We start from the raw sequence: 23,146 nt of genomic DNA, 5'->3' as shown, positions 1-23,146 counted from the left end.
CGGCATGATCGCGCGCATGAAGCGTCCGCTCCTTTCGCTGCTGATTGCAGCCTTCGCCTTTCACGGCTGCGCCCTTGCCGAACCCGATGCCGGGAGCACCGCGTCCACCCAAGCCGCGGAGACCACCGAGGCCGCCGCGCCAGCGCAGGCCCCGCCCGTCGTCGCCCCGACGATTGTGGCGCGCTTCCCGCATGATCCGGGCGCGTTCACGCAGGGGCTGCTGTGGCACGACGGCACCTTGTACGAGAGCACCGGGCAGCTGGAGCAATCCACCATTCGCAAGGTGCGGCTGGAGGACGGCAAGGTGCTGCAGAGCGTAGCCATTCCGCCACAGGAGTTCGGCGAGGGGCTGGCGCTGTGGAAGGATGAGCTTGTCAGCCTCACCTGGCAGGCGGGCGTCGCGCACCGCTGGGCGCTGAAGGACTTCCGGCCTAAGGGCAGTTTTCGTTATGATGGCGAGGGTTGGGGCCTGACCACGGGCGACGATGCACTGATCATGAGCGATGGATCGCCGATCCTGCGCTTCATGGACCCGTCCAGCTTTACCGAGCGCGGCACGCTGTTGGTCCACATGCCGGACGGCCGGGCCATCCCGCAGCTCAATGAGCTGGAATATGTGAACGGGGCGATCCTCGCCAATGTCTGGCAGACGCCGTTCATCCTCAAGATCGATGCGAAGACGGGACTGGTTACGCAGGTGATCGATTGCCGCGCATTGGTGGCCGAAGTGGCGGAGACGGACCGCGACGCGGTGCTGAACGGTATCGCCTGGGATGCTAAGGGCAAGCGGCTGTTCGTCACGGGCAAGCTATGGCCCACCCTGTTCGAAATCAGCGTGCCCGGACTGTAAGCGTCGTCGGCGCGGTAAGCGGTGCGATCTCGGGCTGGTCGCCCGCACCGCTGTCCCACGCGGTCAGCGTGCTGGTGATGTTGCGGGAAAGATCGCCCAGTGGGCAATCCTCCACCGCCTGGACCATATCCGGAGCCTCGCAGATCGCCGCGAGGCAGCGCAGCCGCTGCGTGAGCAGGTCGAAAAGCTGGATATCGGCGGGATGGTGCACCACCATGTGCCGGTCGACCGCAAGGCGCATCCCGAGTTCTTCGATATCGTCGGCGGACCGGCGCATCTCGTTTGCGATCAACGGGGCGGCGCGTTTACGCATGGACGGCCCCATCGGCGGCGCCAGCCTCCGCTCCGCTGGCGGCGTCGCAACCCAGATGGCGGTGGATCAGCTCAGACAGGCTGCCGAAGGGAAAGGGCTTGGTAATCCAGGCGATCGCATCATCGGCGACAGCTTCCTCGGCGCGCCCGCGGCGTTCCTCGGTAGAGATCACCAGGAAAGGCGGGCAGACCGAACCGCAGCGGCTCTTCATCTGATCGAGGAAGGTGAAGCCGTCCATCTCGGGCATGTTGATATCGGTGGTGACGATGTCGGCGCGGTTGGATTCCAGCCATTCGAGGGCGGCGGGGCCGCTGACGGCGGGCACCACGGTCAGCAGGTCCGAAGTCAGTTCTGCCTCCAGGATTTCCAGTATGATCCTGCTGTCATCGACGATAAGTGCCGTCTTCACCCGCTTCTCCCACCTCTACCAACCGCAAGCAGCACGGTGCTCTTCCCGGACGAACGTCTGGAAAGTGACCTCCCGATTCACGGTTAGGCTGCCGGTCCCAGGCTGTGGGACCATTCACCACAGCATAGCGCGCGGTGGTGACCGCTTCGTTAATGCGGCGATACCAATTCGCTAGTGTTTCTAGGCGGTATGTGGCGTTCCAACGAACGGTGCGGGATACGGAAACGGCGAATTTGCGCGACCAACCTTCGTCACCGGGCTCTGCGCGCCACTCAAGACAAACTGGTCCGTTTCGGATGCGACCGGTTCTCGCGGAAGCGCGAAGGTCAGGCGGCGTCCTGATCCAGCGAATAACCCGCCGAGCGGACGGTGCGGATCAGGTCCGGCCGGCCCCCTGCGTTCAGCGCCTTGCGCAGCCGCCGGATATGGACGTCCACGGTGCGCGGCTCGATATCGCTGTCATGCCCCCACACGCTGTCGAGCAGCCGTTCGCGGCTGAACACCCAGCCAGGATGTTCCAGAAAGTGCTTGAACAGGCGGTATTCAGTCGGGCCGAGCGGAACGGTCTCGCCGCCGCGGCGAACCTTGTGGGCCACCGTGTCCATCTCGACATCGGCAAACTTCAGCGTCTCGCCCGCCAGCGCCGGTCGCACGCGGCGCAGCACGGCGTTCACCCGCGCCACCAGCTCGCGCGGGGAGAAGGGCTTGGTGACATAATCGTCGGCGCCGATTTCGAAGCCGCGAATGCGATCATCTTCTTCGCCGCGCGCCGTCAGCATGATGATCGGCACATTGGCGGTGGTTTCGATCTTGCGGAGCTGGCGGCAGACTTCGATTCCCGAGAGATTTTCGATCATCCAGTCCAAGAGCACGATATCGGGCGTCTGTTCGCGCGCCAGCAGCAGTGCCTCCTCGCCATCGGGCGTGTGGCGCACCTCGAACTCCTCGCGCTCGAAATGCCAGCGCACCAGTTCGGCGAGCGATTCATCGTCCTCGACCAGCAACATGCGCGGCTTGTTCATTTCTTGCGTCCCTTATCCGCCGATTTCGTCGCCGAGATTGCGCCCGGTCTGCGAGAAATACACCATCTCCGCGCAGGTCGTGGCGTGATCGCCGATCCGTTCGAGATTCTTGGAGATGGACAGAAGATGCGCGATCTCGGTCGCGTCGGTCGGGTGTTTGGCGACATGCGCGATGAAATCCACGAACAGATCCTTGTGGATCTGGTCCACCTCATCATCGCGGATGCAGACCGCGCGGGCCATGTCGACATCGCGCTTGGCAAAGGCCTCCATCGCCATGCGGACCATCTCGGTGCCGATATCGGCCATGCGGAACAGCTGTTCGTTCGCGTCCAGAAAGCCATGGCCTTCCAGCGCGCCGACGCGTTTGGCGATGTTCTTGGCATAATCGCCGATCCGCTCGATCACGCCGCTCATCTTCAGGGCGGCGACCAGATCGCGCAGATCGTCCGCCATCGGCGCGCGCAGCGCGATGGTCTGGACCACGCGGCGCTCGACCGCGGTCTCGAGCTCGTCGATCGCCTTGTCGCCTGCAACGACGGCGCGCGCGCTTTCGGTGTCGTTCGCGCGCAAAGCCTTCATCGCCGCCTCGACCGCAGCTTCGGACCGCGCACCCATATCGGAAATCATACCGCGAATGTCCGACATTTCCTGGTCGAACGCCTTGACGGTGTGGCCGGCTTGCAAGTTCATATCTCTGGTCCTCCCGGCCCGGTTTTATCCGTAACGGCCCGTAATGTAATCCTTGGTGCGCTCCTCGCGCGGGTTGGTGAAGATTTCGGACGTTTCGCCGAACTCCACCAGCGACCCCAGATGGAAGAAGGCGGTGCGCTGCGAAACGCGCGCGGCCTGCTGCATATTATGGGTCACGATCACGATAGCATATTGGCCGCGCAGCCCGTGGATCAACTCCTCGATCTTGGCGGTGGCGATGGGATCGAGCGCGGAACAGGGCTCATCCATCAGGATCACCTCCGGATCGACGGCGATGGCGCGCGCGATGCACAGGCGCTGCTGCTGCCCGCCCGAAAGCGCGGTGCCGCTGTCGCTGAGCCGGTCCTTCACCTCGTTCCACAGACCTGCGCGCTGCAGCGAGCGCTCGACGATTTCGTCCAGCTCGCTCTTGCCCGCGGCGAGGCCATGAATGCGCGGGCCGTAGGCGACATTGTCGTAGATCGATTTGGGGAAGGGGTTCGGCTTCTGGAACACCATGCCCACGCGCGCGCGCAGCTGCACCACGTCCATCTTGGGCGCGTAAATGTCTTCGCCGTCCAGCCGGATGTCGCCTTCCACCCGAGCGATCGGGATGGTGTCGTTCATCCGGTTGAGCGTGCGCAGGAAGGTGGATTTGCCGCAGCCCGACGGGCCGATGAAAGCGACGACATTGTCCATGCCGACGTCGATCGACACATCGCTGATCGCCTGCTTCGCGCCGTAAAAGACGTTCACCCCGCGCGCTCGGATCTTTGGATCGGCGAGGCCGGTCGCGTTGGACGATGGGGACGTGCCCGTGGCCGTGCCGGACACATCCGTGGCTTCGGCGAAGGCTTCAGTGCGGCGGTTGTCGTCGGTCATGATCGGGTCACCAGCGGGTTTCGAACTTGTTGCGCAGATAGATGGCCAGCGCGTTCATGGACAGGAGGAAGGCGAGCAGGACGATGATGGCCGCGCTGGTCTTCTCGACGAAGCCGCGGTTGATCTCGTCCGACCAGAGATAGATCTGCACCGGCAGCACTGTGGCAGGATCGGTGAAGCCGTCCGGCGGGGTCGGAATGAACGCGCGCATGCCGATGAGGAGCAGCGGCGCGGTTTCGCCCAGCGCGCGGGCCATGCCGATGATGGTGCCGGTCAGGATGCCGGGCAGCGCCAGCGGCAGGACATGGTGGAATACCACCTGTACGGGTGATGCCCCGATGCCCAGCGCCGCCTCGCGGATCGAGGGGGGCACCGATTTGATGGCGTTGCGTCCGGCGATGACGATGATCGGCATGGTCATCAGCGCCAGCGTTAGGCCGCCCACGATCGCGGCGGAGCGCGGCATGGAAAACCAGTTGAGGAATACGACCAGGCCGAGCAGGCCGAAGATGATCGAGGGCACCGCCGCCAGATTGTTGATCGAGACTTCGATCAGGTCCGTCCAGCGGTTCTTGGGCGCATATTCCTCCAGGTAGAGCGCGGCAAGCACGCCCACCGGAAAGGCCAAAATGATGGTGATGAACATCGTCATCAGCGATCCCTTGAACGCGGCCCAGATGCCCGCCTGCGCGGGGTCCGTCGCGTCCGATCCGGTCAGGAAGGTGGTGTTGAAGCTGGTCTGCACCGCGTCCTTCTGCTGCAGCATGGTGAGCAGACGCTCGGCCGCGGGCGGGCCATCTTCCTTGGCCGCAATGTCGATTTCCGAGCTGGTGGGAAGCCACAGCGTCTGCTCGCTCTCGATCAGCTGCGGATCGGCAAGCAGCTTCTGCTGCACCACCTGCCAGGCACCGCTGGAGAAGATCTGGCTGCCGGCATCGCCATATTGGCTTTCCATCGCCACGCCGACGACGCCGGGCAGATCGAGTGATCCGACCACGGTCTCGGCATTCTCACCGGAGATCGCTGCGGCGCTGGTGCCGCCGGTCAAGGCCGGGAAATCTATGGTGAGCTCCGCCTCGGTCTGCTGGAAACCGCCCAGGCCGTTACCGACCATGACGTAGAGCAGAAAGGCGAGGAACGCGGCGGACAGTATCACGGCAGCAAGGCCGAGATATTTGAAGCGGCGCTCTGCGGCGTAACGTTTGGCGATGCGCCTTTGCATGGCATCGCTCGACCAGTCGGTCGGCGTGGTGCGTCTGGCGGGGGCGGGAGCGTCAGTCATTCATAGGCCTCCCGGTAGCGCTTCACGACACGCAGCGCGACGAGGTTGAGCAGCAGCGTCACGATGAAAAGGACAAGGCCCAGCGCAAACGCGGCGAGCGTCTTGGGACTGTCGAATTCCTGATCGCCAGTAAGCAGCTGCACGATCTGCACCGTCACCGTGGTCACGCTGGCAAAGGGATTGGCGGTCATGTTGGCGGTAAGCCCGGCGGCCATCACCACGATCATCGTCTCGCCGATCGCACGGCTGACGGCCAGCAGAACGCCGCCGACCACGCCGGGCAATGCGGCGGGGACCAGCACCTTCTTGATCGTCTCCGATTTGGTGGAGCCCATGGCGAGCGATCCGTCGCGCATCGAATTGGGCACGGCGGCAATGCTGTCATCCGCCATCGAGGAGACGAAGGGAATGATCATCACGCCCATTACCACGCCCGCCGCCAGCGCGCTTTCCGACGAGGCGCCGGGAATGTGCAGCATGGCGGCGAAATCGCGCAGCGCCGGGGCCACGGTGAGCGCCGCGAAATAGCCGTAGACCACGGTCGGTACGCCCGCGAGAATTTCCAGAATGGGCTTCATCCATTTGCGGAAGCCGGGGCGGGCATATTGGGTGAGGTAGACCGCGCTCATCAGGCCGAGAGGGATTGCGACGATCATGGCGATGATCGCGCCGATGAACACCGTGCCCCAGAACAGCGGGATGGCGCCAAAACCATTGTCTCCGCCGGGCGTGACGGTCGATTGCGGGTTCCAGTTCGCGCCGAACAGGAATTCGATCGGCGAAACCACCGAGAAAAAACGCACCGTCTCGAAGATCAGCGAGGCGACGATGCCGATGGTGGTGATGATCGCGATCAGCGATGCGACGAGCAGGCCCGCCATCACCACGCGCTCCACCTTTGTGCGGGCGCGGAAATCGGGCTTCAGGCGGGTGAAGGCATAAGCGCCGCCCGCGAACAGCAGCAGCAGCGTCGCCGCCACCGCGATCCAGTTGTAATGCGCGATCGCCGCCTCGTAGAGCGGCACGAACTTGTTCGCCATCGGCTGGAACGCCGTGGTCTGCGTGCCTTCGGCAATGGCGCGCGCTTCGGACAGGATCGAGGCGCGGGTGAAGCCGTCCATCGGCAGCGAAGCGGCCTCGGGCGCGGACAGCACCATATCGGTTTGCAGGGCCGGGACGATCGCGGTCCATACCGCCAGGAACAGCAGCGGCGGAACGATCGCGAACAGCGCGACGTACCAGCCGTGATAGCTCGGCAGGCTGTTGAGATTCGTGCGGTCGCCATGGACGAAGGCCGCCGCGCGCGCACGTCCGGTAATCCAGGCGATCAGGCCCAGCCCCAGAACCAGAAAAAGCAGCCCCGCCCCAGCCATCATCTCAACCCCTTGCCCGCTCGGCCTCGTGGAAGCAACCGGCGCGGCGAGCGGGCCAATCGCTCCCGCCGCCGCGCCGGATCGTTGCTGCTGCGGATCAGCCCGCCAGGCTGGCGGCGTCGATCGACTTCATCGTACCGGCTTCTCCCGCCGATGCCGCGCGCTCGCTGTCCGGCAGCGAGATCAGGCCCAGCTTGGCGAGATAGCCGTTGGCGCCGCCGGCGGAGACGAATTCCTTCACGAACTCCTGCAGGCCCGGGATCTTCCCGATATGCGCCTTCTTCACATAGATGAAGAGCGGCCGCGCGCCCGGATACTGGCCGTCCGCGATCGTCTCATAGGTCGGCGTGACGCCCTGGATCGGGATGCCGCGCACCTTGTCGGCATTTTCGGCCATGTAGCTGTAGCCGAAGATGCCCATCATGTCCGGATTGCTGACAAGCTTCTGGACGATCAGATTGTCGTTCTCGCCCTGCTCCTTATACGCGCCGTCGGTGCGGATGTCGGTGCAGATCGCCTTGTGCTGATCCTTGTTGCTGTCCTTCAGCGCCTTCATCTCGGCGTTGCTGTCGCAGCCGTTCTCCATGATCAGCTCTTCGAACGCGTCGCGCGTGCCGGACGTGCTGGGCGGGCCGTAAACGGCAATCGGAATGTTGGGGAGCGAGGGATCGACATCGGCCCAGCTCTTGGCGGTCTGTTCCATGCCGAACGGCTTGGCGGCCAGCGCCTTGTAAATCTGCTCTTCGGTCAGCTGGATCTTGGGGCCGTTGACGGACTGCGCCATGGCAATGCCGTCGATGCCGATCTTGACTTCGGCGATGTCGGTGACGCCGTTCTTCTGGCAGGTCTCGAACTCGCTCGGCTTCATGCGGCGCGATGCGTTGGCGATGTCCGGAGTGTTCGGGCCGACGCCGGCGCAGAACTGCTCGATACCGCCGCCGGTACCGGTCGATTCGAGCACCGGCGCGGTGCGCCCGGCGCCGCCCGATGCGTAACGCTCCGACACGGCCTTGGCGAAGGGGAAGACCGTCGAGGAGCCGACAATCGCGATGTGATCACGCGTGCCGCCGCCCGACGAGCTCGCCTGATCCTGGCAACCGGCAAGCAGCGCGACTCCGGCCAGAAGGCCAGCGAATCTCTTCAACATATTCAACCCCTTGGAAAATCGGCATTTATGAGTGGGCGGGCCAAAGCAGCCATCGCGCGGCGGGCACCCGGTATGAGCGCCCTTTAGGGGCGGCAGGTGGCTTCCGGGTGACTGTCATATGACAGTGATGTTACGGTTTGGGTCGATCGATTTTACAGCATGCCCGATGTGTCGCCCGATAAAAGGGGCGGGGAAGAGGGCGGATCGTCCGCCAGCCGCGCGATTTGCAGCATGACGTTGATGGTCGTGCCGCGCCCCGGCTCGCTGGAAATTTCCAGATGGCCGCGATGGCGGTCCACGATATGCTTGACGAGCGACAGGCCAAGGCCGGTGCCGCCCAGTTGCCGGCTGCGGCCCGAATCGACACGGTAGAAACGCTCGGTCAGCCGCGGAATATGTTCGGGCGCGATCCCCTCTCCTTCGTCGGCGACCCGCAACCGCGCCATGGAGCCGGAGCGCGTCAGGCCGATCGACAGCGTGATCGGCGTGTCCTTGCGGCCATATTTCATGGCGTTGGACAGGATGTTGTAGAGCAGCTGGCGCAACTGCGAAGTGTCACCCATCACCATGCGCGGCTCATCGGTGCCGTGCAGCACGATGTCTCCCCCGCGCGGGTTCGATCCGGCGGCCAGCTCGCCCGCCACGCTGCGCGCAATATCGCTGAGATCGACCGTGGTCTCGACCGGTTGGTATTTTTCCGCCTCGATCCGACTCAGCGACATCAGATCGCGCACCAGCGCCTGCATCCGCTCCGTCTCGGCGGCCATGATGCCCAGAAATCGCGTGCGCGTGGGTGCGGATTCGCCCGCATCGGGCTCGCTCAGCGTCTCGATGAAACCTTTGACCGAAGAGAGCGGCGTCATCAGTTCGTGGCTGGCATTGGCGACGAAATCGACGCGCATCTTTTCCGCGGCCTGGCTGGACGTGCGGTCGGTCAGCCGCACCAGCTTCTGGCCGGAACTGATGCGCTGGATGTGCATGTCCCATGCCTGATCACGCAGGCCGATCCCGGTCAGCCGCAGCGGTCGCCCCTCATGCTTCGCATCCTCATCGGCAAGCCGTTCGGCGGCGCCCGCATGGCGCACGGCGGTGCGGACATTCTCGCCCACCACATTCTCGCCGAACAGCCGCCGCGCGGCCCGGTTGGCGTTGGTGACGCGCGCCGCCTCCACCACCATCACCGGATCGGTCGAGGCGTCGATGAAGCCCTGAAAATCGGGATGATGGGTGATCCGGCCGGGCGATGGCGCTGTGTTGCGCGCCGGGCGGGCGCGGGCACGCCCGCCGCCCTGATCCGCTGCCACGAAAATTGCGATCATGCCGGTTACCGCCATGATGAACGCCCGCTCTGCCGGCACGCTGCTGTAACCTGCGATGATCGCGCCCGCGATGAACAGCAGCGCGGCGAGCAACAAACGGAGGATCGAAAAACGGGTCATCGCGGCCGTCCCATAGCAAAGCAGGGCGCTGCAATATATTGGCAAGTTTTCGCTGGCATCCTGTCCCGCGATCGGACGGCAACCCGGCCCCGCCGCCCGCGCTATCGCTTTCGCAGGCGCGCGGGGCTATGTCGGCCGTCTCGAATGAGGGAGAATGGACGTGGCGGACGAAAGCGACGAGCAAACCGAAGGCGGCAACGCACCGCGCGGCATGGTCGATCGCCGCCGCGCGCTGATGCTCGGCGCTTTTGCCGCGTCCACCGTCGTCAGCATCAAGCCGGCCATCGCGCAGACCGCGGGATCGGTGCTCAATTGCGAGATTCCGGTGCCCGATCGCAGTCAAACCGGCCAGTATATTGCCGCCGACGGCAGCCTTGTGCCGCCCGATACGCCCGGCTCCTTTGCCCCTCCGGGCCGCAATTTCACCGGAGAGGAAGTGAAGAACGCGCTGAAAGGCCGTCCGCTTCCCGGCGCGAGTTATGAGCAGAACGAGGCCTATCTGAACTATATCCGCCGGTTGCAGGCGGGGCAGAGCGGCTTCACCTGCTACGCCTCGCTCCAGATGCCGCGCTAGCCGCGGGCTTTCGCTCCCACTGCATTCGCTCTTGCGTAGCGGGCTTTCCCTGCGGACAAGGGGAGCCGCATGGACGATGAACCGCTCTACATCCGCGCCGCCGCCGCCGATCTCGTCTGGCATCCGCTCGAGGCGCTGACGCTCGTTTATGATCGCCGCTCGGGCATCACGCATATCGTGGTGGAGCCGGTGCCGGAAATCATGGAGGCGATGGGCGATGCGCCGGCAAGCGCTGCCGACCTGGCGGAACGGCTGAGCGCGCGGTTCGATCTGGAAGGGGACGCGGCTTCACTGATCGGGGCGCGGTTGACCGAGCTGGCCGCGCTCGGCCTTATCGAACGGAAGCAAGCCCATGCATGAGCTGCGCCTCAAGGTAGGGCCTGCGGCATTTCGCATCGGTTCGGCCTGGCGCGCGCCGATCGAGCAGCTGGAGGGGCTTTACGCGGCCTATCCCAAGCCCCGGCATGTCGATTTCACGGTGCGGCTCGATCCGGCGAAGCCATGGCGCAAATATCTGCGCCCCTCGGCCATGATCGCGGGCGATTTCATGCTGCCGGACGCCGCGCCCTTGCCGCTGGCACAGGGGCTGCTGGCGGCAGAGATGGGCATGAACCTGCAGATGGCGCTCGGCTGGCGGCGGCATTTGCTGCTGCATGCGGGAGCCGCCGAAAAGGACGGACGCGCGATCGTGATGACGGGCCTGTCGGGGTCGGGCAAATCGACCATGGCCGCGCTTCTGGGCGAGACGGGCTGGCGCTTCATGAGCGACGAGTTTGCGCTGCTGGGGCTGGAAGATGGCGCGATCCATCCCTTTCCCCGTCTGGTAAGCCTGAAGAACAGCGGCATCGAAGCGCTGGAACAGCGCGTCGGGTATAGGCGCCTCGGCCCGCGGCTGCGCGGCACGCCCAAGGGCGACATCCGCCATTTCGTCCCGTCTGCCGAGGCGATCAAGCGCATGGCAGAGCCAGCCTTGCCGAAGCTGATCCTGTTCCCCCGCTTCGGCGAGCGCCGCGCGGTGCGCACGGTGCCGCCGGGCGAACTGTTCATGCGGCTGACGCAGGCATCCACCAATTATGTCGCGCTGGGCGAGGCTGGCTTCGCCGCGCTCACGCGCCTGTGCGAGACCGTGCCCGCCCGCGCGATCGACTATGGCCGGGGCGAGGAGGGGGCCGAGCTGATCGAGGAATTGTGGGAGCAGCTGGCATGACCGCCGCCGCCCGCCGCCTCACCGCCTGTCTGGTCGATCCGCGCATTGCCGGCCAGTTCGGCGCACGCCAGTGGAACGAGCTGATCGCGATGGCCCGCGCCGAACGCCTGATCGGTGCGCTCGCCGATCGGCTGGACGGGCGCAGCGTGCCCGAAGAGGTCGCGGTGGTGCTGTCCGATGCGCGCGTCATGGCCGCGCAGGAACGTCGCGCCGCGCTGTGGGAAGCGGACTGCGCTCGGCGCGCTCTGGCGGGGTATGAGGGCAAGGCGGTGCTGCTGAAGGGCACGGCTTATGTCGCGGCGAATCTCGATGCAGGACGCGGGCGATCGATCGGCGATCTCGATTTGCTGGTGGCGGAAAAGGATCTGGAGGAGGTGGAGCGCGCGCTGCTCGCCGCGGGCTGGGAATGGGTGAAGGAAGACGCCTATGACGATGCCTATTATCGCCGCTGGATGCACGAGCTGCCCCCGCTGATCCACCGCGATCGGGATCGGATGATCGACGTTCATCACACCATCCTTCCCAAGACCGCGCGGCCCACGCCCGATGCCAAGGCGATGATCGGATCGGCCATCGCGTTGCAGCCGGATGAGAAGGCGAAGGGCGTGCGTCTCGCCAAATTTTCCAGCTGGCACGGCCTCCACATCCTCTCGCCCGCAGACATGGTGTGCCATTCGATCGCGCACCTACTGGCGGACGGAGAGATGGACGGGGGCCTTCGCAACCTGTGGGATATCGACCGGATGCTGCGCGAGTTCGCAGGCTCCGCCAATTTCTGGGACGCCCTGGCGGTGCGGGCGCGGCGGCATGAAATCCTGCCCTATGTCCGCCGCGCCCTGCGACTTGCCGAACGGATCTATGATACGCCGGTGGACGAGAAATTGCGTGGCCGCACGCTTGCCAGCGACAAATGGTTCGAAAAACGCATGATGGCGCGCGATGGCTGGGGCCGCCAGACGAACCGGGCGCTGCGCTTCTTTTTCTACATCCGCGGCCACTGGCTGCGCATGCCGCCCAAAATGCTGGCGCGCCATCTGTGGATCAAATGGCGCAAGGGACAGCGCGGCTGATGGATTTTCGCGGGCCGCGCATGGCCACGCCTGCTTCAACGGGGGGATAAAAAGACATGCACTGGATGAAATATGGCGCGGCGGCGGCCGTCTGTGTGGCGGTGGCCGGATGCTCGATGACGGAAAACGTCAACGGGTCTGAGCAGGCGGTGTCCGATTTCCGCGCCTTCTACGACGCCGGTGACTATGACGCGATCTACAATGCGGCGAGCGGCGAGTTTCGCAAGAGCTCGGACCGCGCGATGTTCAACAAATATCTCGCGGGTGTGCAGCGCCAGCTCGGCAAGTTCCGCAGCGCGCGGCGGACCGGCTTCAACAGCTCCATGAATGGATCGGGCCAATATGTGACGCTGGGTTACGAAAGTGATTACGCCAAGGGCAAGGCAACCGAACAGTTCGTCTACCGCATCACCGCCAAAGGCCCCGAACTGTTCGCCTACACCATCAACAGCGACGTCTTCGTCATGGGTTGATGGGGTCCGCGGCCCTCATCCACCCATGCTGCCGCTCCCGCTGTCTCCGGTTTCGGTTTCCCCGTCGGAGGGGTCCACCGATATCAAGGCGCCGGCATCCGCAGGGATCGCGATACCGCCCATTCCGCGTGCGATGGACTCCGGCTTCTCCCCGGCATTCAGCCGATCCAGATAGGCGCGCGCATTGTCGGCAAAGCTGCCGCCATGCGGGTTGTATGCGACGGGGATCAGATTGTAGCGCGCCATGTCGCCGTTCCCGTCGCGCAGTTCCTGCATCGCCAGATTGAAGCGCAGATCCAGATCGAACGGGGCGAGCTGCGCGGCGTAGCTGAGGCCTTGGATCGCGAGTTCGGAAGGCTTGGCCCCCCGCTCGACGAAACTGCGGTAGAAATAAATGAGCGGCAGCGGATGATCGTTCTCGATCCGGTTGAGCGCCACGAACGGCTTCACCGCCTCGGAATAGGCAGCGCCACGATCGTCCGCATCCTCAGCCTCGTCGAACATGGCAAAGCCTTTTTGAACATAGGCGTTCACCCGCTTTGGATCGATCGCGAGCGCGGCATCGGCCGCGGCAATCGCGCGATCGTTGAAGCCTGCATCGAATTCGGCTTCGGCAAGTGCGGCGAGCACCGCAGGATCGCCTGGATAACGCTCGGCAACCTCCCGCGCATCGGCCACGAGTTTCAGCGCCGCCTCGCGGTCCACACCACGCTTGGAGCGCAGTTTGACCGGGATCATCTCCTCCTCGCCATCGGTCAGGGCGCGTACTGCGATCGGGCCGGTCTCCAAGACCTCGCCCGAGATGTCGATTACCCGCATGCGCCGCTGTTTGAGATACCGATTCAAATCCTGTTCGAGCGCGTCGAGATCGCCGAAAGCGCCCACCGCTGCCTCGCGCAGGCTAAGGCCGGTCGCCAGCGCCTTGGCGTAGGCGCTCATCTGGCCCCTCCGCTCTTCGGAAAAAGTCAGATAATGATAAAGCAGCCAGCTCTTCCCGTAAAAGGCGCCGAAAGCGTCGTCCTTCCTGTCGTTCTCGGCAGCGGTCAGCACTTTTTCGGCGGTGAGCCCCATGTCGTTGTAAAGTTCGTAGCCGCGATGATTGGCCGGTCGGCCAAGGGTCATCCCACCGTCTTTTTTATATTCGGCGGAGGCAAAGAATTCGGCGCCCCCTTCGGACATCCACAAGGGCGCGGGAAACTGCGAGGCTGAGATCAGGAAATGATGCGCATATTCGTGCATCAGGATCAGCATGGAGGGGTCGGGTTCGTTCGAGCGGCTTTCGATGCGCGGCACGAATGCCACCGATCCGCCTGCGCGCGGAACGTAGAAGCCGGCGACGCGACTGGACCCGGTGCCGAGCAGCTTGCGAACCGCCGAGTCGCTTTTCACGACATAGATCGTCACCCGATTGGACGGGCTCGGTTTCGCGCCGGAGCGGCCGAACAGTTTGCTCATCGCCGCGTCGTAGCGTTCGAGCTTTTCCGTGAAGTCGCGGATATCGCGTTCGCTATCGTCCGCGACGACGACAAAGTGATCGCTGGAAGCTTCCAGCCATTCGGCCTGCGCGGGCGCGGCGACCAAGCACGACACTATCAGACCAAAGATCTTCAGACGCATATTTCTCCCCCCAGAGAATAATGTAAGCAAGCGTATAGGCGCGCGTTTCCCGCCAGATGTCAAATGCTACCGTGTCAGCCCTTGCGTTGCAGGAATTGGGCGATGCGTTCGGCAAAGCCGGGCTGGACATAGCTGTCCTCGAACAAGCTGCGGCTCTCTTCGTCGTCGTCCACGGTGCCGCTCGCAATGGCGCGCAGATGCTGCTTTGTCGCCGCGATGCTGTGGCCGGAATTGGCGATCAGCGTCCGGGCCAGATCGCGGGCGCGGCGTAGGGCGTTGTCCGTGATCTCGTGGATCAAACCGATGCGGCAGGCCTCTTCCGTGTCGATCAGCGTGGCGGTGAGAAGCAGGCGGCGGGCCTCCGCCACGCCGATGGCAGCCGCAAGCAGATGCGTGTCGAAGCGGCTATAGGCGATGCCGAGCTTGGCCGGCGTGACGCCGAAGCGGCTTTGCGGCGTGGCAATGCGCAGATCGCAGGCGAGCGCGAGCCCGCACCCGCCGCCAATACAATCGCCGTCGATGGCGGCGATAACCGCAATGTCCGCTTCCCATAAACCCCGGTTGCAGGCGCGCACCGCAGCAAATTTGCGTGCGCGCCAGTCCGCATCCTCGCGGTTCGCGGCGATATCGTGGATATCCGCGCCAGCGCAGAATTGTCCGGGTTTGCCGCCGGTCAGGATGATCGCGCGCACCGCAAGGCTGGCCTTCGCTTCTTCGATTTGCGTGGCCAGCGCCTCCCAGTCTTCCAGCCGGAGCGCATTCTTGCGCAAGGGCCGGTCGATCGTGATCGTGGCGATGCCGCCTTCGACCTGCATGCCGATGCTCATGCTGTTGCCAACCGCTCGAGCGTCGGGATCAGCTCGTCATAATGGTCAATGATCGCATCGGCGCCCAGTTCCTCGACCGGTTGATGCAGGAAGCCGAAGCTGACCGCGATGGCGGGCAGCCCGGCATTGTGCGCGGCCATGATGTCGTAGATCGAATCGCCGATGAAGGCGGCGCGGGTCTCGCCGGGCTTATGCCCGCAGCGGCGGATCATCTCGTCGATCGGCGCACGGTGCGGCTTGGACTTGCCCTTGCCCATCGTATCCCCGCCGATCACGCAGGCGAACCGATCACGTAAGGACACGGCGTTCAGCAGCGTTTCGGCAAAACTTTCATATTTGTTGGTGACGACGGCCAGCGTCACCCCGCGTTCCGTCAGCGCATCCATGGCATCCAGCAGGCCCGGATAGGGATGCGATCCGCTGCCCAGATGCGCGCCGTAATGATCGAGCAGGCGCGGCAGATATTGCTTCAGCAGCAGCTCCGCCTCCTCGCCTGTTGCCCCGGTCTGCTCGATGCCGACTTTCAGCATATGTTTCGCGCCCAGGCCGATCATGGGCTTCACCTGCTCGCGCGTCAGCGGCGGATGGCCCATCAGGCCGAGCGTATGATTGACCGATGCGGTCAGCTCGTCACTCGTGTCCAGAAGCGTGCCGTCCAGGTCGAAGCCCACAATGTCATACGGAAAATCGGTCATGGCGCCCGGCATGCCCGCAAGCGGCTGGATTATGCAAGGACGCCATGCGAAAGGCTGGCGATCAAAGGAGACCGCAAGCCGATGACCGAACCTACTTCTCCCGACCGCCCGCTTGCCGCGATCGTGCTCGCCGCCGGATCGGGCACGCGGATGAAATCGGACACGCACAAGGTGCTGCACCCTATCGCAGGCAAACCGATGCTGCTGCACCTCATCGATACGCTGGAGGAACTGGGCGTCGAACGCCAGGTGGTCGTGGTCGGCGCGCGCAAGGAGCAGGTGGAGGCGGCCGTCGAGGGACGCGGTGTGGCGATCGCGGAGCAGACCGAGCAGCTCGGCACCGGCCATGCGGTGGCGCAGGCGCATGACGCGCTGAAAGGTTTTTCGGGCGATATTCTGATCCTCTACGGCGATGTGCCGCTGGTGAGCGCGGAGACGATGCGCCGGATGGTCGAGCGGCTGCGGCGCGGCGACGATCCGCGCTGCGTGGTGCTGGGCTTCCGCCCGGACGACCCCGCCGCTTATGGCCGCATCATCGCGGACGGCACCGGCATTATCGAGACGATGGTGGAGTATAAGGACGCGAGCGAGGCGCAGCGCGCCGTGACGCTCTGCAACAGCGGGCTGATGGCCGCGCGGGCGACCGATTTGTTCGTGCTGCTCGATCAGATCGGCAACGATAATGCGGCGGGCGAATATTATCTTCCCGATATCGTGATGCTGCCGGGCCAGCCCAGCGCGGTGATCGAGACCGGTGCGGACGAGGTGGCGGGCGTCAACAGCCGCATCGAACTCGCCCGTGTGGAAGGCGACTGGCAGCGCCGGCGCCGGGAACGCGCGATGGCCGACGGCGCCACGCTGATCGCGCCGGAAACGGTGTTCTTCGCTTACGACACCCAGATCGGCCGCGACGTTAGAATCGAACCCAATGTCGTCTTCGGTCCCGGTGTTACCGTGGAAGACGGGGCGGTGATCCACGCCTTCAGCCATCTGGAGGGCGCGCATGTGAAATCGGGTTGCTCGGTCGGCCCCTATGCGCGGCTGCGGCCCGGATCGGTGATGGAAGAGGGCGCGAAGGTCGGCAATTTCGTCGAGATGAAGAAGACGGTTCTGGGCAAAGGCGCAAAGGCCAATCATCTCACCTATCTGGGCGATGCCGATGTGGGCGCGGGCGCGAATATCGGTGCGGGCACCATCACCTGCAATTATGACGGCTGGTTCAAGCACAAGACCGTGATCGGTGAAGGCGCGTTCATCGGATCGAACAGCGCGCTGATTGCCCCCGTCACCATCGGCCGCGGCGCGATCGTCGCGGCAGGCAGCGCGGTCAGCCGCGATGTCGGCGACGGAGACCTGCGCCTGGTGCGCGGCGAGCAGCTGGTAAAGCCCGGCTGGGCGGACCGCTTCAACAGCACCATGCGCAAGAAGAAGGAGGGTTGATGCACGGGGCCCAGGGGGCGCTAATCGGCGTCGCAGGAGCAGCGCTTCTGCTGACGGCTTGCGGGCAGGAGGGGCCGCAGGAACGCTCGGCGGGCGGGAAGACCGTTGCGGCCAAAGCGCCTTCTGCGTCCAAAGCGACCACGACCACGACCACCGGCGCTTCGCCCGATACGCGGCCGACTTCGATGGTCCCGCCCTTGCCCGGCAAGGCCGATCTGTGCGCGCCGGGGGAGAAGCGTCTCTTTTCCTGCCGCCTGCAAAACGGCAAGACCGCTTCCGTCTGCGCTGCGGCGGAGGCCGGCGGCGGACGATTTCCGCAATATCGCTACGGCAATCTGAAGGAAGAGAGCGAACTCGTCTTCCCGGAGCATCGCGGCGGCGGGGCAATCCGTTTCGTTTCCGTACCCTATTCGGGCGGCGGAGAGGCGCAGCTGAGCTTTACGCGCGGGGCCTATCGCTATGTCGTCTACAGCCGCGTGGTCCGCACCAATTTCACGGCTGGCGAGCCCAATGATCCGCAGTTCGACGATGGCGTTCTGGTGATGAAAGACGGCAAAATCATTCAGGACCATGGCTGTAGCGGCGAGGCGCTCTATTCCGTCGATTACGCCTTTTCGGAGAAATATGCCGAGCCGGCCGATCAGGATGCACTGGTCGATCATCCATCTTGACATGATATCACTGCATGATATCGCGATATCATGACGCGCATCCTGGCCGATCTACCCGATGAAGACATCAAATGGCTCGACGCTCTGGCAGCCGAGCAGGGCAAGTCGCGCGCCTCCATTCTGCGCGAGGCAGTGAGCGCCTACCGCGCCGAAGCCCCGAAGGACTGGCTCGATATCGGCTTCGGGGCCTGGGCGCGCGACGGCGTGACGATCGATCCGCACGAATATGACCGGCAGCGGCGCGCCGAATGGACGCGGCCCTGGGATGATGATTATGACGAGGTTCGGGTCGAATCGCCTGAATATTTCACCGAAGAGGATGACCGGGAGCGCGCCCACTATGTCGCGCTGACCCGCAAGACCGCAGCCGATACGCAGTCCGATCCCGAATGAGCGGCTATAGTCTCGACGCCAATATCATGATCGATGCACTGCTCGGCTACCGACCAGCGCATCGCGAGCTGTCGCGTCTGGCTTCCATCGGCGCGAAAATATGGATCAGTCGCATGGCTTGGATCGAAACGCTCTCCAAGGGCAGCGAAACCGCCGTTCGCGAAGCGGAGCAGTTTTTGAGCGGATTTGCCCTCGATGAACTGGACGACGAGATTGCGCGGCGTGCGGCGGCCCTGCGCCGAGAGCGACCGAGGCTCAAATCGCCCGACGCAATCATCCTCGCGACTTCTCAGATTCGCGGCCGCGTCCTCATTACCCGCAATACACAGGATTTTCCGGCGAACATGCCGGGCATCCGTGTTCCCTACACTTTATAACGAAAGCATCTTCTCATGTGCGGCATTATCGGAATCCTCGGACGCGGCGATGTGGCCGATCGGCTGGTCGACGGGCTGAAGCGCCTCGAATATCGCGGCTATGATTCGGCCGGCATCTGCACCGTCCATGACGGGCAGTTCGAACGCCGCCGGTCCGAGGGCAAGCTGCGCAATCTGACGGCCAAGCTGGCGGACGAGCCGGCGGCAGGTTCCGCCGGGATCGCGCACACGCGCTGGGCCACGCATGGCGCGCCGACCGTCGACAACGCGCACCCGCATGCCAGCGGCGCGGTCGCCGTCGTCCACAATGGCATCATCGAGAATTTCAAGCCGCTGCGCCGCGAGCTGCAGGAGCGCGGACGCACCTTCGAAAGCCAGACCGATACCGAGGTGGTGGTCCATCTGGTCGCCGAGCAAGTGGAACAAGGGCAATCGCCCGAAGACGCGGTGAAGGCCGTGCTGCCCCGTCTGGAAGGCGCGTTCGCACTCGCCATCCTGTTCCGAGATCATGACGACCTGATGATCGGCGCGCGCCTCGGATCGCCGCTGGTGGTGGGTCGCGGCGAAGGCGAGGATGAGGGCGAGGCCTATCTGGGCTCCGACGCGCTGGCGCTGGCCCCGCTCACCCGCCGCATCGCCTATCTGAAGGAAGGCGACCGGGTGATCGTGAAGCGCGGGGACATCCGCATCCTCGACGAGAACGACCAGCCGGTAGAGCGCGAATTCGTGGACAGCGGCGTGACTGCGGGCGCGATCGAGAAGGGCAATTACCGCCACTTCATGCAGAAGGAGATCTTCGAGCAGCCGACCGTGGTCGCGCAAACACTCGGCTCCTATCTGCGCCCGCTGGAGAACGTGGTCGCGCTGCCCGACATCCAGTTCGACGTGTCCGAAATCCGCCGCGTCACCATCGTCGCCTGCGGCACCAGCTATTATGCCGGCATGGTTGCGAAATACTGGTTCGAACAGTTCGCGCGCGTGCCGGTCGACATCGATGTCGCCTCCGAATTCCGCTACCGCGAACCGATCATGGAGGAAGGGGGCCTCGCGCTCTTCATCAGCCAGTCGGGCGAAACGGCCGATACGCTCGCCGCGCTGCGGCATGCGCGCGAGGAGGGGCAGAAGATCGCCGTCGTCGTCAACGTGCCCACCAGCACAATGGCCCGCGAGGCGGACCTCCTCTTGCCGACCCATGCCGGCCCCGAAATCGGCGTCGCATCCACCAAGGCGTTCACCTGCCAGCTTGCCGTACTCGCCGCGCTGGCCGCGCATTTCGCGCGCGCCAAGGGGCGGATGAGCGCGGAGGAAGAGAAGGAGATCGTCAAGCATCTCACCGAAGCCCCCGCGGCGATGAACGACGCGCTGGGCCGCGACGGCGCGATCGAGGCGATTGCCCCGCTGATCGCCCCGGCGCGCGACGTGCTCTATCTGGGCCGCGGCCCGGACTTCCCGATGGCGATGGAGGGCGCGCTGAAGCTGAAGGAAATCAGCTATATTCACGCAGAGGGCTATGCTGCGGGTGAAATGAAGCACGGGCCCATCGCGCTGATCGACGAGGCGGTGCCGGTCATCGTGATCGCCCCGTCCGGCCCGCTGTTCGACAAGACCGTGTCCAACATGCAGGAAGTGGCCGCGCGTGGCGGCAAGATCGTGCTGATCTCGGACGCCAAGGGTATCGAGGAAGCGGGCGAGGGCACGCTGGCGACGATCGAGATGCCGGCGGTGCATCCGCTGATCGCGCCGCTGATCTATGCCGTGCCGGTGCAGCTGCTCGCTTATCATGTCGCGGTGGCCAAGGGCACCGACGTCGATCAGCCGCGCAACCTCGCCAAATCGGTGACGGTGGAATAAGCGGCGGACATGAAAAAGGGCGCGCCGCCGGGCGCGCCCTTTCTGATTGCGGAAGAGTCAGAAGCCTGCGCTGACCGAGAACACTACCGTGCCGTTATCGATCCGGCCGCCGTCCAGCGCCGAGAAATTGGGTAGGAGATACGCCGATTCGGAACGCGAAATGTCGGTATCGACATAAGCGACGCCGAAGGTGAGCGCCTTGTAGGCAACGTCCGCGCCCAGCGACCAGTCCCAATATTCGCCGGTTGGCGCGATGCTGGTGCCGTTGGGGCCAAGGCCGGGATTGCCGTTGGAATAACCGATATGCGCCTTCAGCGTCACCGGCGTGGTGGGGATGCCGGCCGATGCATCGCCGGAAAGATAGAGGTTATCCTCCTTATCGCCCGGATCGTTCGGAATGCCGGCGGCAGCCGCGGCGCCGGTGAAGAATACATTGCCCAGCGCTTCCTGAGGCGGTGCATAGGCGACGCCGGCGGTCAGCGAGAGCGGGCCGACGGTACCGCTCAGCTTCGCATACAGTTCGGCAAAATCGGTGGTGTCCGCGCCGCCGGGATACATGTACCAGACGACGCCCGCGTCCAGCTCTCCCCCGCCAACGGGAACAATCACGCCGCCGAACAGATCAAGCTCGGTATTGGAGCCGCCGAAGGTGCCCCAGCCAGCCAGGTTGGACGCCCAGAAACCGCCGTAAAGGCCGCTTTGCGGGTTGGACAGCGTGGCCCCGCCCTGAATGGCAATTTCCTTGTCGGTCTGCGAGATGCCGCGGAAGCGATAGTCGCTCACCAGCGCCACATTGGCGGATACGGCGATGTCTTCCGGCGGGGCGGTGTCATAGCTCTGCGCCATGGCAGGCGCGGCTAAGGCGAGGAGAGGGGTTGCCAGCAGGCACCGTGTGATTCGCATGATATTCCTTTCGTGCGGTTGGAATTTAATCCTGCTGCGATGCGGCAAAAGCATCTTTCACCCGAAGGCCCGTGCCATGTCCGCTATGAAAGTTTATTGCTGTGTTGCATCATACGAAGCAACGAAAAAACGGAACGGCTCCGAAATTGCTTGATCCATGTTGCAATGCAGCAACAGCGGCGGCCGCAGTTTTGCGATGCAGCAGACGCTGGCCCAAGCCGCGCGGACGTTGACAGTCCGCCGTTTGTTGCCGCACGGCCCAAGGTTCCAGACGCAAGGAGAGACGACATGGCCGGTCTTTGGTTCGAACAGCTCGAGGTGGGGCAGGTTTTCCGCCACGACATGCGCCGCACGGTGACCGAGACCGACAATCTGCTCTTCACCACGCTCACCCATAATCCCGCGGCGCTCCATCTTGACGCCGAATATATGGCGAAGAGCGATTTCGGGAAAATCATCGTCAACTCCACCTTCACGCTGGGTCTGATGGTCGGCATTTCGGTGGGCGATACCACGCTCGGCACCGCGGTCGCGAACCTGGGTTGGGACGAGGTTCGCTTTCCCGCGCCGGTCTATGTCGGCGATACGCTCAGGATCGAGACCGAGGTGGTGGACCTGCGCGAAAGCAAGTCGCGCCCCACCGCGGGTATCGTCACCTTCGTCCATCGCGCCTACAATCAGGACGATGTGCTGGTGGCGAGCTGCAAGCGCACCGGCCTGCAGCACAAGGGGCCGGCGGATTGAGGCCGCTGCGCAGTTTTCTCTTCATCCCCGGCGACAGCGAGAAAAAGCTGGGCAAGGTCGACGGCTGCGGCGCCGACGCCGTGATCCTCGATCTGGAAGATGCGGTTGCCCCGGCTAACAAGCAGGCCGCGCGGCAGCTGGTGGCGGACTTTCTGAAGGATCGGCCCGCGGGCCAGCGCAATCCGCAGATATGGGTGCGCGTGAACCCGCTCGACGGCGATCTTACGCTCGGCGATCTCACGGCGGTGATCGGCGGCGCGCCGGACGGCATCGTGCATCCCAAGGCCGATGACCCGGCGGATGTGCGGCGGCTCTCTTATTATCTGGATGCGCTGGAGGCGCAGGCCGGGCTCGAACAGGGCTCCACCAAGATTTTGCCCGTCGCCACCGAAACCGCGCGCGCGCCCTTCGCGCTGGGCGATTATGCGGATGCGGGGCTGAACCGGCTTTACGGGCTCACTTGGGGCGCCGAAGATCTGTCGGCGGCGCTCGGCGCCAGCGGCAATCGCGGCGCGGACGGGGAATGGGCGTTCACCTACAAGATGGTCCGCTCGCTCACGCTGATGGCGGCGCATGCCGCGGGCGTCGCCGCGGTCGAGACGCTGCATGCCGATTTCCGCGACGAGGAGGGGCTGCGCGCCAGCTCCCGTGCCGCGCGGGCCGAGGGCTTTTCCGGCCGCCTCGCCATCCATCCGGCGCAGGTCGGCCCGATCAACGAAAGCTTCCTGCCCGGCGCCGATGAGGTGGATTTCGCGCGCCGCGTGGTGGCCGCGTTCGAGGCCGATCCCGGCGTCGGCACGGTCGGCATCGACGGCAAGATGCTCGATATCCCGCACCTGAAAGCCGCGCGCCAGACACTGGCGCTGCACGAAGCCTATAGCGATTGAGGTAAGC

The 23,146-nt window shown here is 64.5% G+C and carries 26 protein-coding genes; 13 read left to right on the top strand and 13 right to left on the bottom strand.

Going from position 1 to position 23,146, the window contains the following annotated elements:
* Nucleotides 1-4 precede the first annotated feature (4 nt).
* The gene (locus tag I6A82_RS02155) at nucleotides 5-850 is read left to right on the top strand and encodes a glutaminyl-peptide cyclotransferase (protein ID WP_232343219.1); all 846 of its coding nucleotides are present in this window, start codon (nucleotides 5-7) and stop codon (nucleotides 848-850) included.
* Here I6A82_RS02155 and I6A82_RS02150 read toward each other — a convergent pair.
* The 9 genes from I6A82_RS02150 to I6A82_RS02110 all read right to left on the bottom strand — a co-directional run bounded on the left by I6A82_RS02150 (nucleotide 831) and on the right by I6A82_RS02110 (nucleotide 9,410).
* The gene (locus I6A82_RS02150) at nucleotides 831-1,163 is read right to left on the bottom strand and encodes a hypothetical protein (RefSeq protein WP_198093539.1); all 333 of its coding nucleotides are present in this window, start codon (nucleotides 1,161-1,163) and stop codon (nucleotides 831-833) included. The genes I6A82_RS02155 and I6A82_RS02150 overlap by 20 nt on opposite strands.
* Complete coding sequence (locus tag I6A82_RS02145) at nucleotides 1,156-1,572, bottom strand: response regulator (protein ID WP_198093538.1); 417 nt, start codon at nucleotides 1,570-1,572, stop codon at nucleotides 1,156-1,158. Before I6A82_RS02145 ends, I6A82_RS02150 begins: the two co-directional genes overlap by 8 nt.
* A 326-nt stretch (nucleotides 1,573-1,898) precedes the next feature.
* Nucleotides 1,899-2,594 (bottom strand): phosphate regulon transcriptional regulator PhoB, encoded by a 696-nt coding sequence (gene phoB, locus I6A82_RS02140; RefSeq protein WP_187334824.1) that lies wholly within the window; start codon nucleotides 2,592-2,594, stop codon nucleotides 1,899-1,901.
* A 12-nt stretch (nucleotides 2,595-2,606) separates the two neighbouring features.
* Complete coding sequence (phoU, locus tag I6A82_RS02135) at nucleotides 2,607-3,287, bottom strand: phosphate signaling complex protein PhoU (protein WP_187334823.1); 681 nt, start codon at nucleotides 3,285-3,287, stop codon at nucleotides 2,607-2,609.
* Between the two features lie 24 nt (nucleotides 3,288-3,311).
* Complete coding sequence (pstB, locus tag I6A82_RS02130; RefSeq protein ID WP_198093537.1) at nucleotides 3,312-4,169, bottom strand: phosphate ABC transporter ATP-binding protein PstB; 858 nt, start codon at nucleotides 4,167-4,169, stop codon at nucleotides 3,312-3,314.
* A 7-nt stretch (nucleotides 4,170-4,176) separates the two neighbouring features.
* Nucleotides 4,177-5,451, bottom strand: a complete 1,275-nt coding sequence (gene pstA, locus I6A82_RS02125; RefSeq protein ID WP_198093536.1) for a phosphate ABC transporter permease PstA — start codon at nucleotides 5,449-5,451, stop codon at nucleotides 4,177-4,179.
* On the bottom strand, nucleotides 5,448-6,824 hold the full coding sequence (pstC, locus tag I6A82_RS02120; RefSeq protein WP_198095450.1) for a phosphate ABC transporter permease subunit PstC: 1,377 nt from the start codon (nucleotides 6,822-6,824) through the stop codon (nucleotides 5,448-5,450). Before pstC ends, pstA begins: the two co-directional genes overlap by 4 nt.
* A gap of 97 nt (nucleotides 6,825-6,921) precedes the next feature.
* Complete coding sequence (locus tag I6A82_RS02115; protein ID WP_198093535.1) at nucleotides 6,922-7,971, bottom strand: substrate-binding domain-containing protein; 1,050 nt, start codon at nucleotides 7,969-7,971, stop codon at nucleotides 6,922-6,924.
* A gap of 152 nt (nucleotides 7,972-8,123) precedes the next feature.
* Nucleotides 8,124-9,410: an ATP-binding protein gene (locus I6A82_RS02110; protein ID WP_198093534.1), complete on the bottom strand. Its 1,287-nt coding sequence runs from the start codon at nucleotides 9,408-9,410 to the stop codon at nucleotides 8,124-8,126.
* A gap of 211 nt (nucleotides 9,411-9,621) precedes the next feature.
* Here I6A82_RS02110 and I6A82_RS02105 point away from each other — a divergent pair, with 211 nt between their 5' ends.
* The 5 genes from I6A82_RS02105 to I6A82_RS02085 all read left to right on the top strand — a co-directional run bounded on the left by I6A82_RS02105 (nucleotide 9,622) and on the right by I6A82_RS02085 (nucleotide 12,734).
* Nucleotides 9,622-9,984 (top strand): hypothetical protein, encoded by a 363-nt coding sequence (locus I6A82_RS02105; protein WP_198095449.1) that lies wholly within the window; start codon nucleotides 9,622-9,624, stop codon nucleotides 9,982-9,984.
* Between the two features lie 69 nt (nucleotides 9,985-10,053).
* A complete protein-coding gene (locus I6A82_RS02100) occupies nucleotides 10,054-10,344 on the top strand; it encodes an HPr-rel-A system PqqD family peptide chaperone (RefSeq protein WP_198093533.1) in 291 nt (96 codons plus the stop codon).
* Nucleotides 10,337-11,191, top strand: a complete 855-nt coding sequence (locus tag I6A82_RS02095) for an HprK-related kinase A (RefSeq protein WP_198093532.1) — start codon at nucleotides 10,337-10,339, stop codon at nucleotides 11,189-11,191. The genes I6A82_RS02100 and I6A82_RS02095 overlap by 8 nt, the downstream gene beginning before the upstream one ends.
* Nucleotides 11,188-12,261: a nucleotidyltransferase domain-containing protein gene (locus I6A82_RS02090; protein WP_198093531.1), complete on the top strand. Its 1,074-nt coding sequence runs from the start codon at nucleotides 11,188-11,190 to the stop codon at nucleotides 12,259-12,261. Before I6A82_RS02095 ends, I6A82_RS02090 begins: the two co-directional genes overlap by 4 nt.
* Before the next feature lie 56 nt (nucleotides 12,262-12,317).
* A complete protein-coding gene (locus I6A82_RS02085; RefSeq protein WP_198093530.1) occupies nucleotides 12,318-12,734 on the top strand; it encodes a DUF4019 domain-containing protein in 417 nt (138 codons plus the stop codon).
* Between the two features lie 15 nt (nucleotides 12,735-12,749).
* Here the strand turns inward: I6A82_RS02085 and I6A82_RS02080 are convergent, their stop codons facing one another.
* From I6A82_RS02080 to I6A82_RS02070, 3 genes are all read right to left on the bottom strand, one after another.
* On the bottom strand, nucleotides 12,750-14,351 hold the full coding sequence (locus I6A82_RS02080; RefSeq protein ID WP_198093529.1) for a hypothetical protein: 1,602 nt from the start codon (nucleotides 14,349-14,351) through the stop codon (nucleotides 12,750-12,752).
* A gap of 74 nt (nucleotides 14,352-14,425) precedes the next feature.
* The gene (locus I6A82_RS02075; RefSeq protein WP_198093528.1) at nucleotides 14,426-15,178 is read right to left on the bottom strand and encodes an enoyl-CoA hydratase/isomerase family protein; all 753 of its coding nucleotides are present in this window, start codon (nucleotides 15,176-15,178) and stop codon (nucleotides 14,426-14,428) included.
* A complete protein-coding gene (locus I6A82_RS02070; protein ID WP_198093527.1) occupies nucleotides 15,175-15,873 on the bottom strand; it encodes an HAD hydrolase-like protein in 699 nt (232 codons plus the stop codon). The genes I6A82_RS02075 and I6A82_RS02070 overlap by 4 nt, the downstream gene beginning before the upstream one ends.
* A gap of 81 nt (nucleotides 15,874-15,954) precedes the next feature.
* Between I6A82_RS02070 and glmU the strand changes: the two genes are divergently transcribed.
* From glmU to glmS, 5 genes are read left to right on the top strand one after another with little or no spacing between them, the layout of a single operon-like run.
* On the top strand, nucleotides 15,955-17,313 hold the full coding sequence (glmU, locus tag I6A82_RS02065) for a bifunctional UDP-N-acetylglucosamine diphosphorylase/glucosamine-1-phosphate N-acetyltransferase GlmU (protein ID WP_198093526.1): 1,359 nt from the start codon (nucleotides 15,955-15,957) through the stop codon (nucleotides 17,311-17,313).
* The gene (locus I6A82_RS02060; protein WP_198093525.1) at nucleotides 17,313-17,984 is read left to right on the top strand and encodes a hypothetical protein; all 672 of its coding nucleotides are present in this window, start codon (nucleotides 17,313-17,315) and stop codon (nucleotides 17,982-17,984) included. The genes glmU and I6A82_RS02060 overlap by 1 nt, the downstream gene beginning before the upstream one ends.
* A 30-nt stretch (nucleotides 17,985-18,014) precedes the next feature.
* Nucleotides 18,015-18,377 carry a ribbon-helix-helix domain-containing protein gene (locus I6A82_RS02055; protein WP_198093524.1) on the top strand — a complete coding sequence of 121 codons (363 nt, stop codon included), beginning with the start codon at nucleotides 18,015-18,017 and terminating at the stop codon, nucleotides 18,375-18,377.
* On the top strand, nucleotides 18,374-18,754 hold the full coding sequence (locus tag I6A82_RS02050; protein WP_198093523.1) for a PIN domain-containing protein: 381 nt from the start codon (nucleotides 18,374-18,376) through the stop codon (nucleotides 18,752-18,754). Before I6A82_RS02055 ends, I6A82_RS02050 begins: the two co-directional genes overlap by 4 nt.
* Nucleotides 18,755-18,769: 15 nt before the next feature.
* Nucleotides 18,770-20,605 carry a glutamine--fructose-6-phosphate transaminase (isomerizing) gene (gene glmS, locus I6A82_RS02045; RefSeq protein WP_198093522.1) on the top strand — a complete coding sequence of 612 codons (1,836 nt, stop codon included), beginning with the start codon at nucleotides 18,770-18,772 and terminating at the stop codon, nucleotides 20,603-20,605.
* A gap of 57 nt (nucleotides 20,606-20,662) precedes the next feature.
* On the opposite strand, the gene I6A82_RS02040 is transcribed toward glmS, so the two are convergent.
* Complete coding sequence (locus I6A82_RS02040) at nucleotides 20,663-21,508, bottom strand: TorF family putative porin (RefSeq protein WP_198093521.1); 846 nt, start codon at nucleotides 21,506-21,508, stop codon at nucleotides 20,663-20,665.
* 288 nt (nucleotides 21,509-21,796) lie between these two features.
* On the opposite strand from I6A82_RS02040, the gene I6A82_RS02035 reads away from it, so the two are divergent.
* On the top strand, nucleotides 21,797-22,252 hold the full coding sequence (locus tag I6A82_RS02035; RefSeq protein ID WP_198093520.1) for a MaoC family dehydratase: 456 nt from the start codon (nucleotides 21,797-21,799) through the stop codon (nucleotides 22,250-22,252).
* Nucleotides 22,249-23,139, top strand: a complete 891-nt coding sequence (locus I6A82_RS02030; protein WP_198093519.1) for an HpcH/HpaI aldolase/citrate lyase family protein — start codon at nucleotides 22,249-22,251, stop codon at nucleotides 23,137-23,139. Before I6A82_RS02035 ends, I6A82_RS02030 begins: the two co-directional genes overlap by 4 nt.
* Nucleotides 23,140-23,146 lie beyond the last annotated feature (7 nt).

The organism is Novosphingopyxis sp. YJ-S2-01, from assembly GCF_016093175.1.
GTDB lineage: Bacteria > Pseudomonadota > Alphaproteobacteria > Sphingomonadales > Sphingomonadaceae > Novosphingopyxis > Novosphingopyxis iocasae.
The sequence above is the reverse complement of the archived record's forward strand: the minus strand, read 5'-3'. Positions and strand labels throughout refer to the sequence as shown.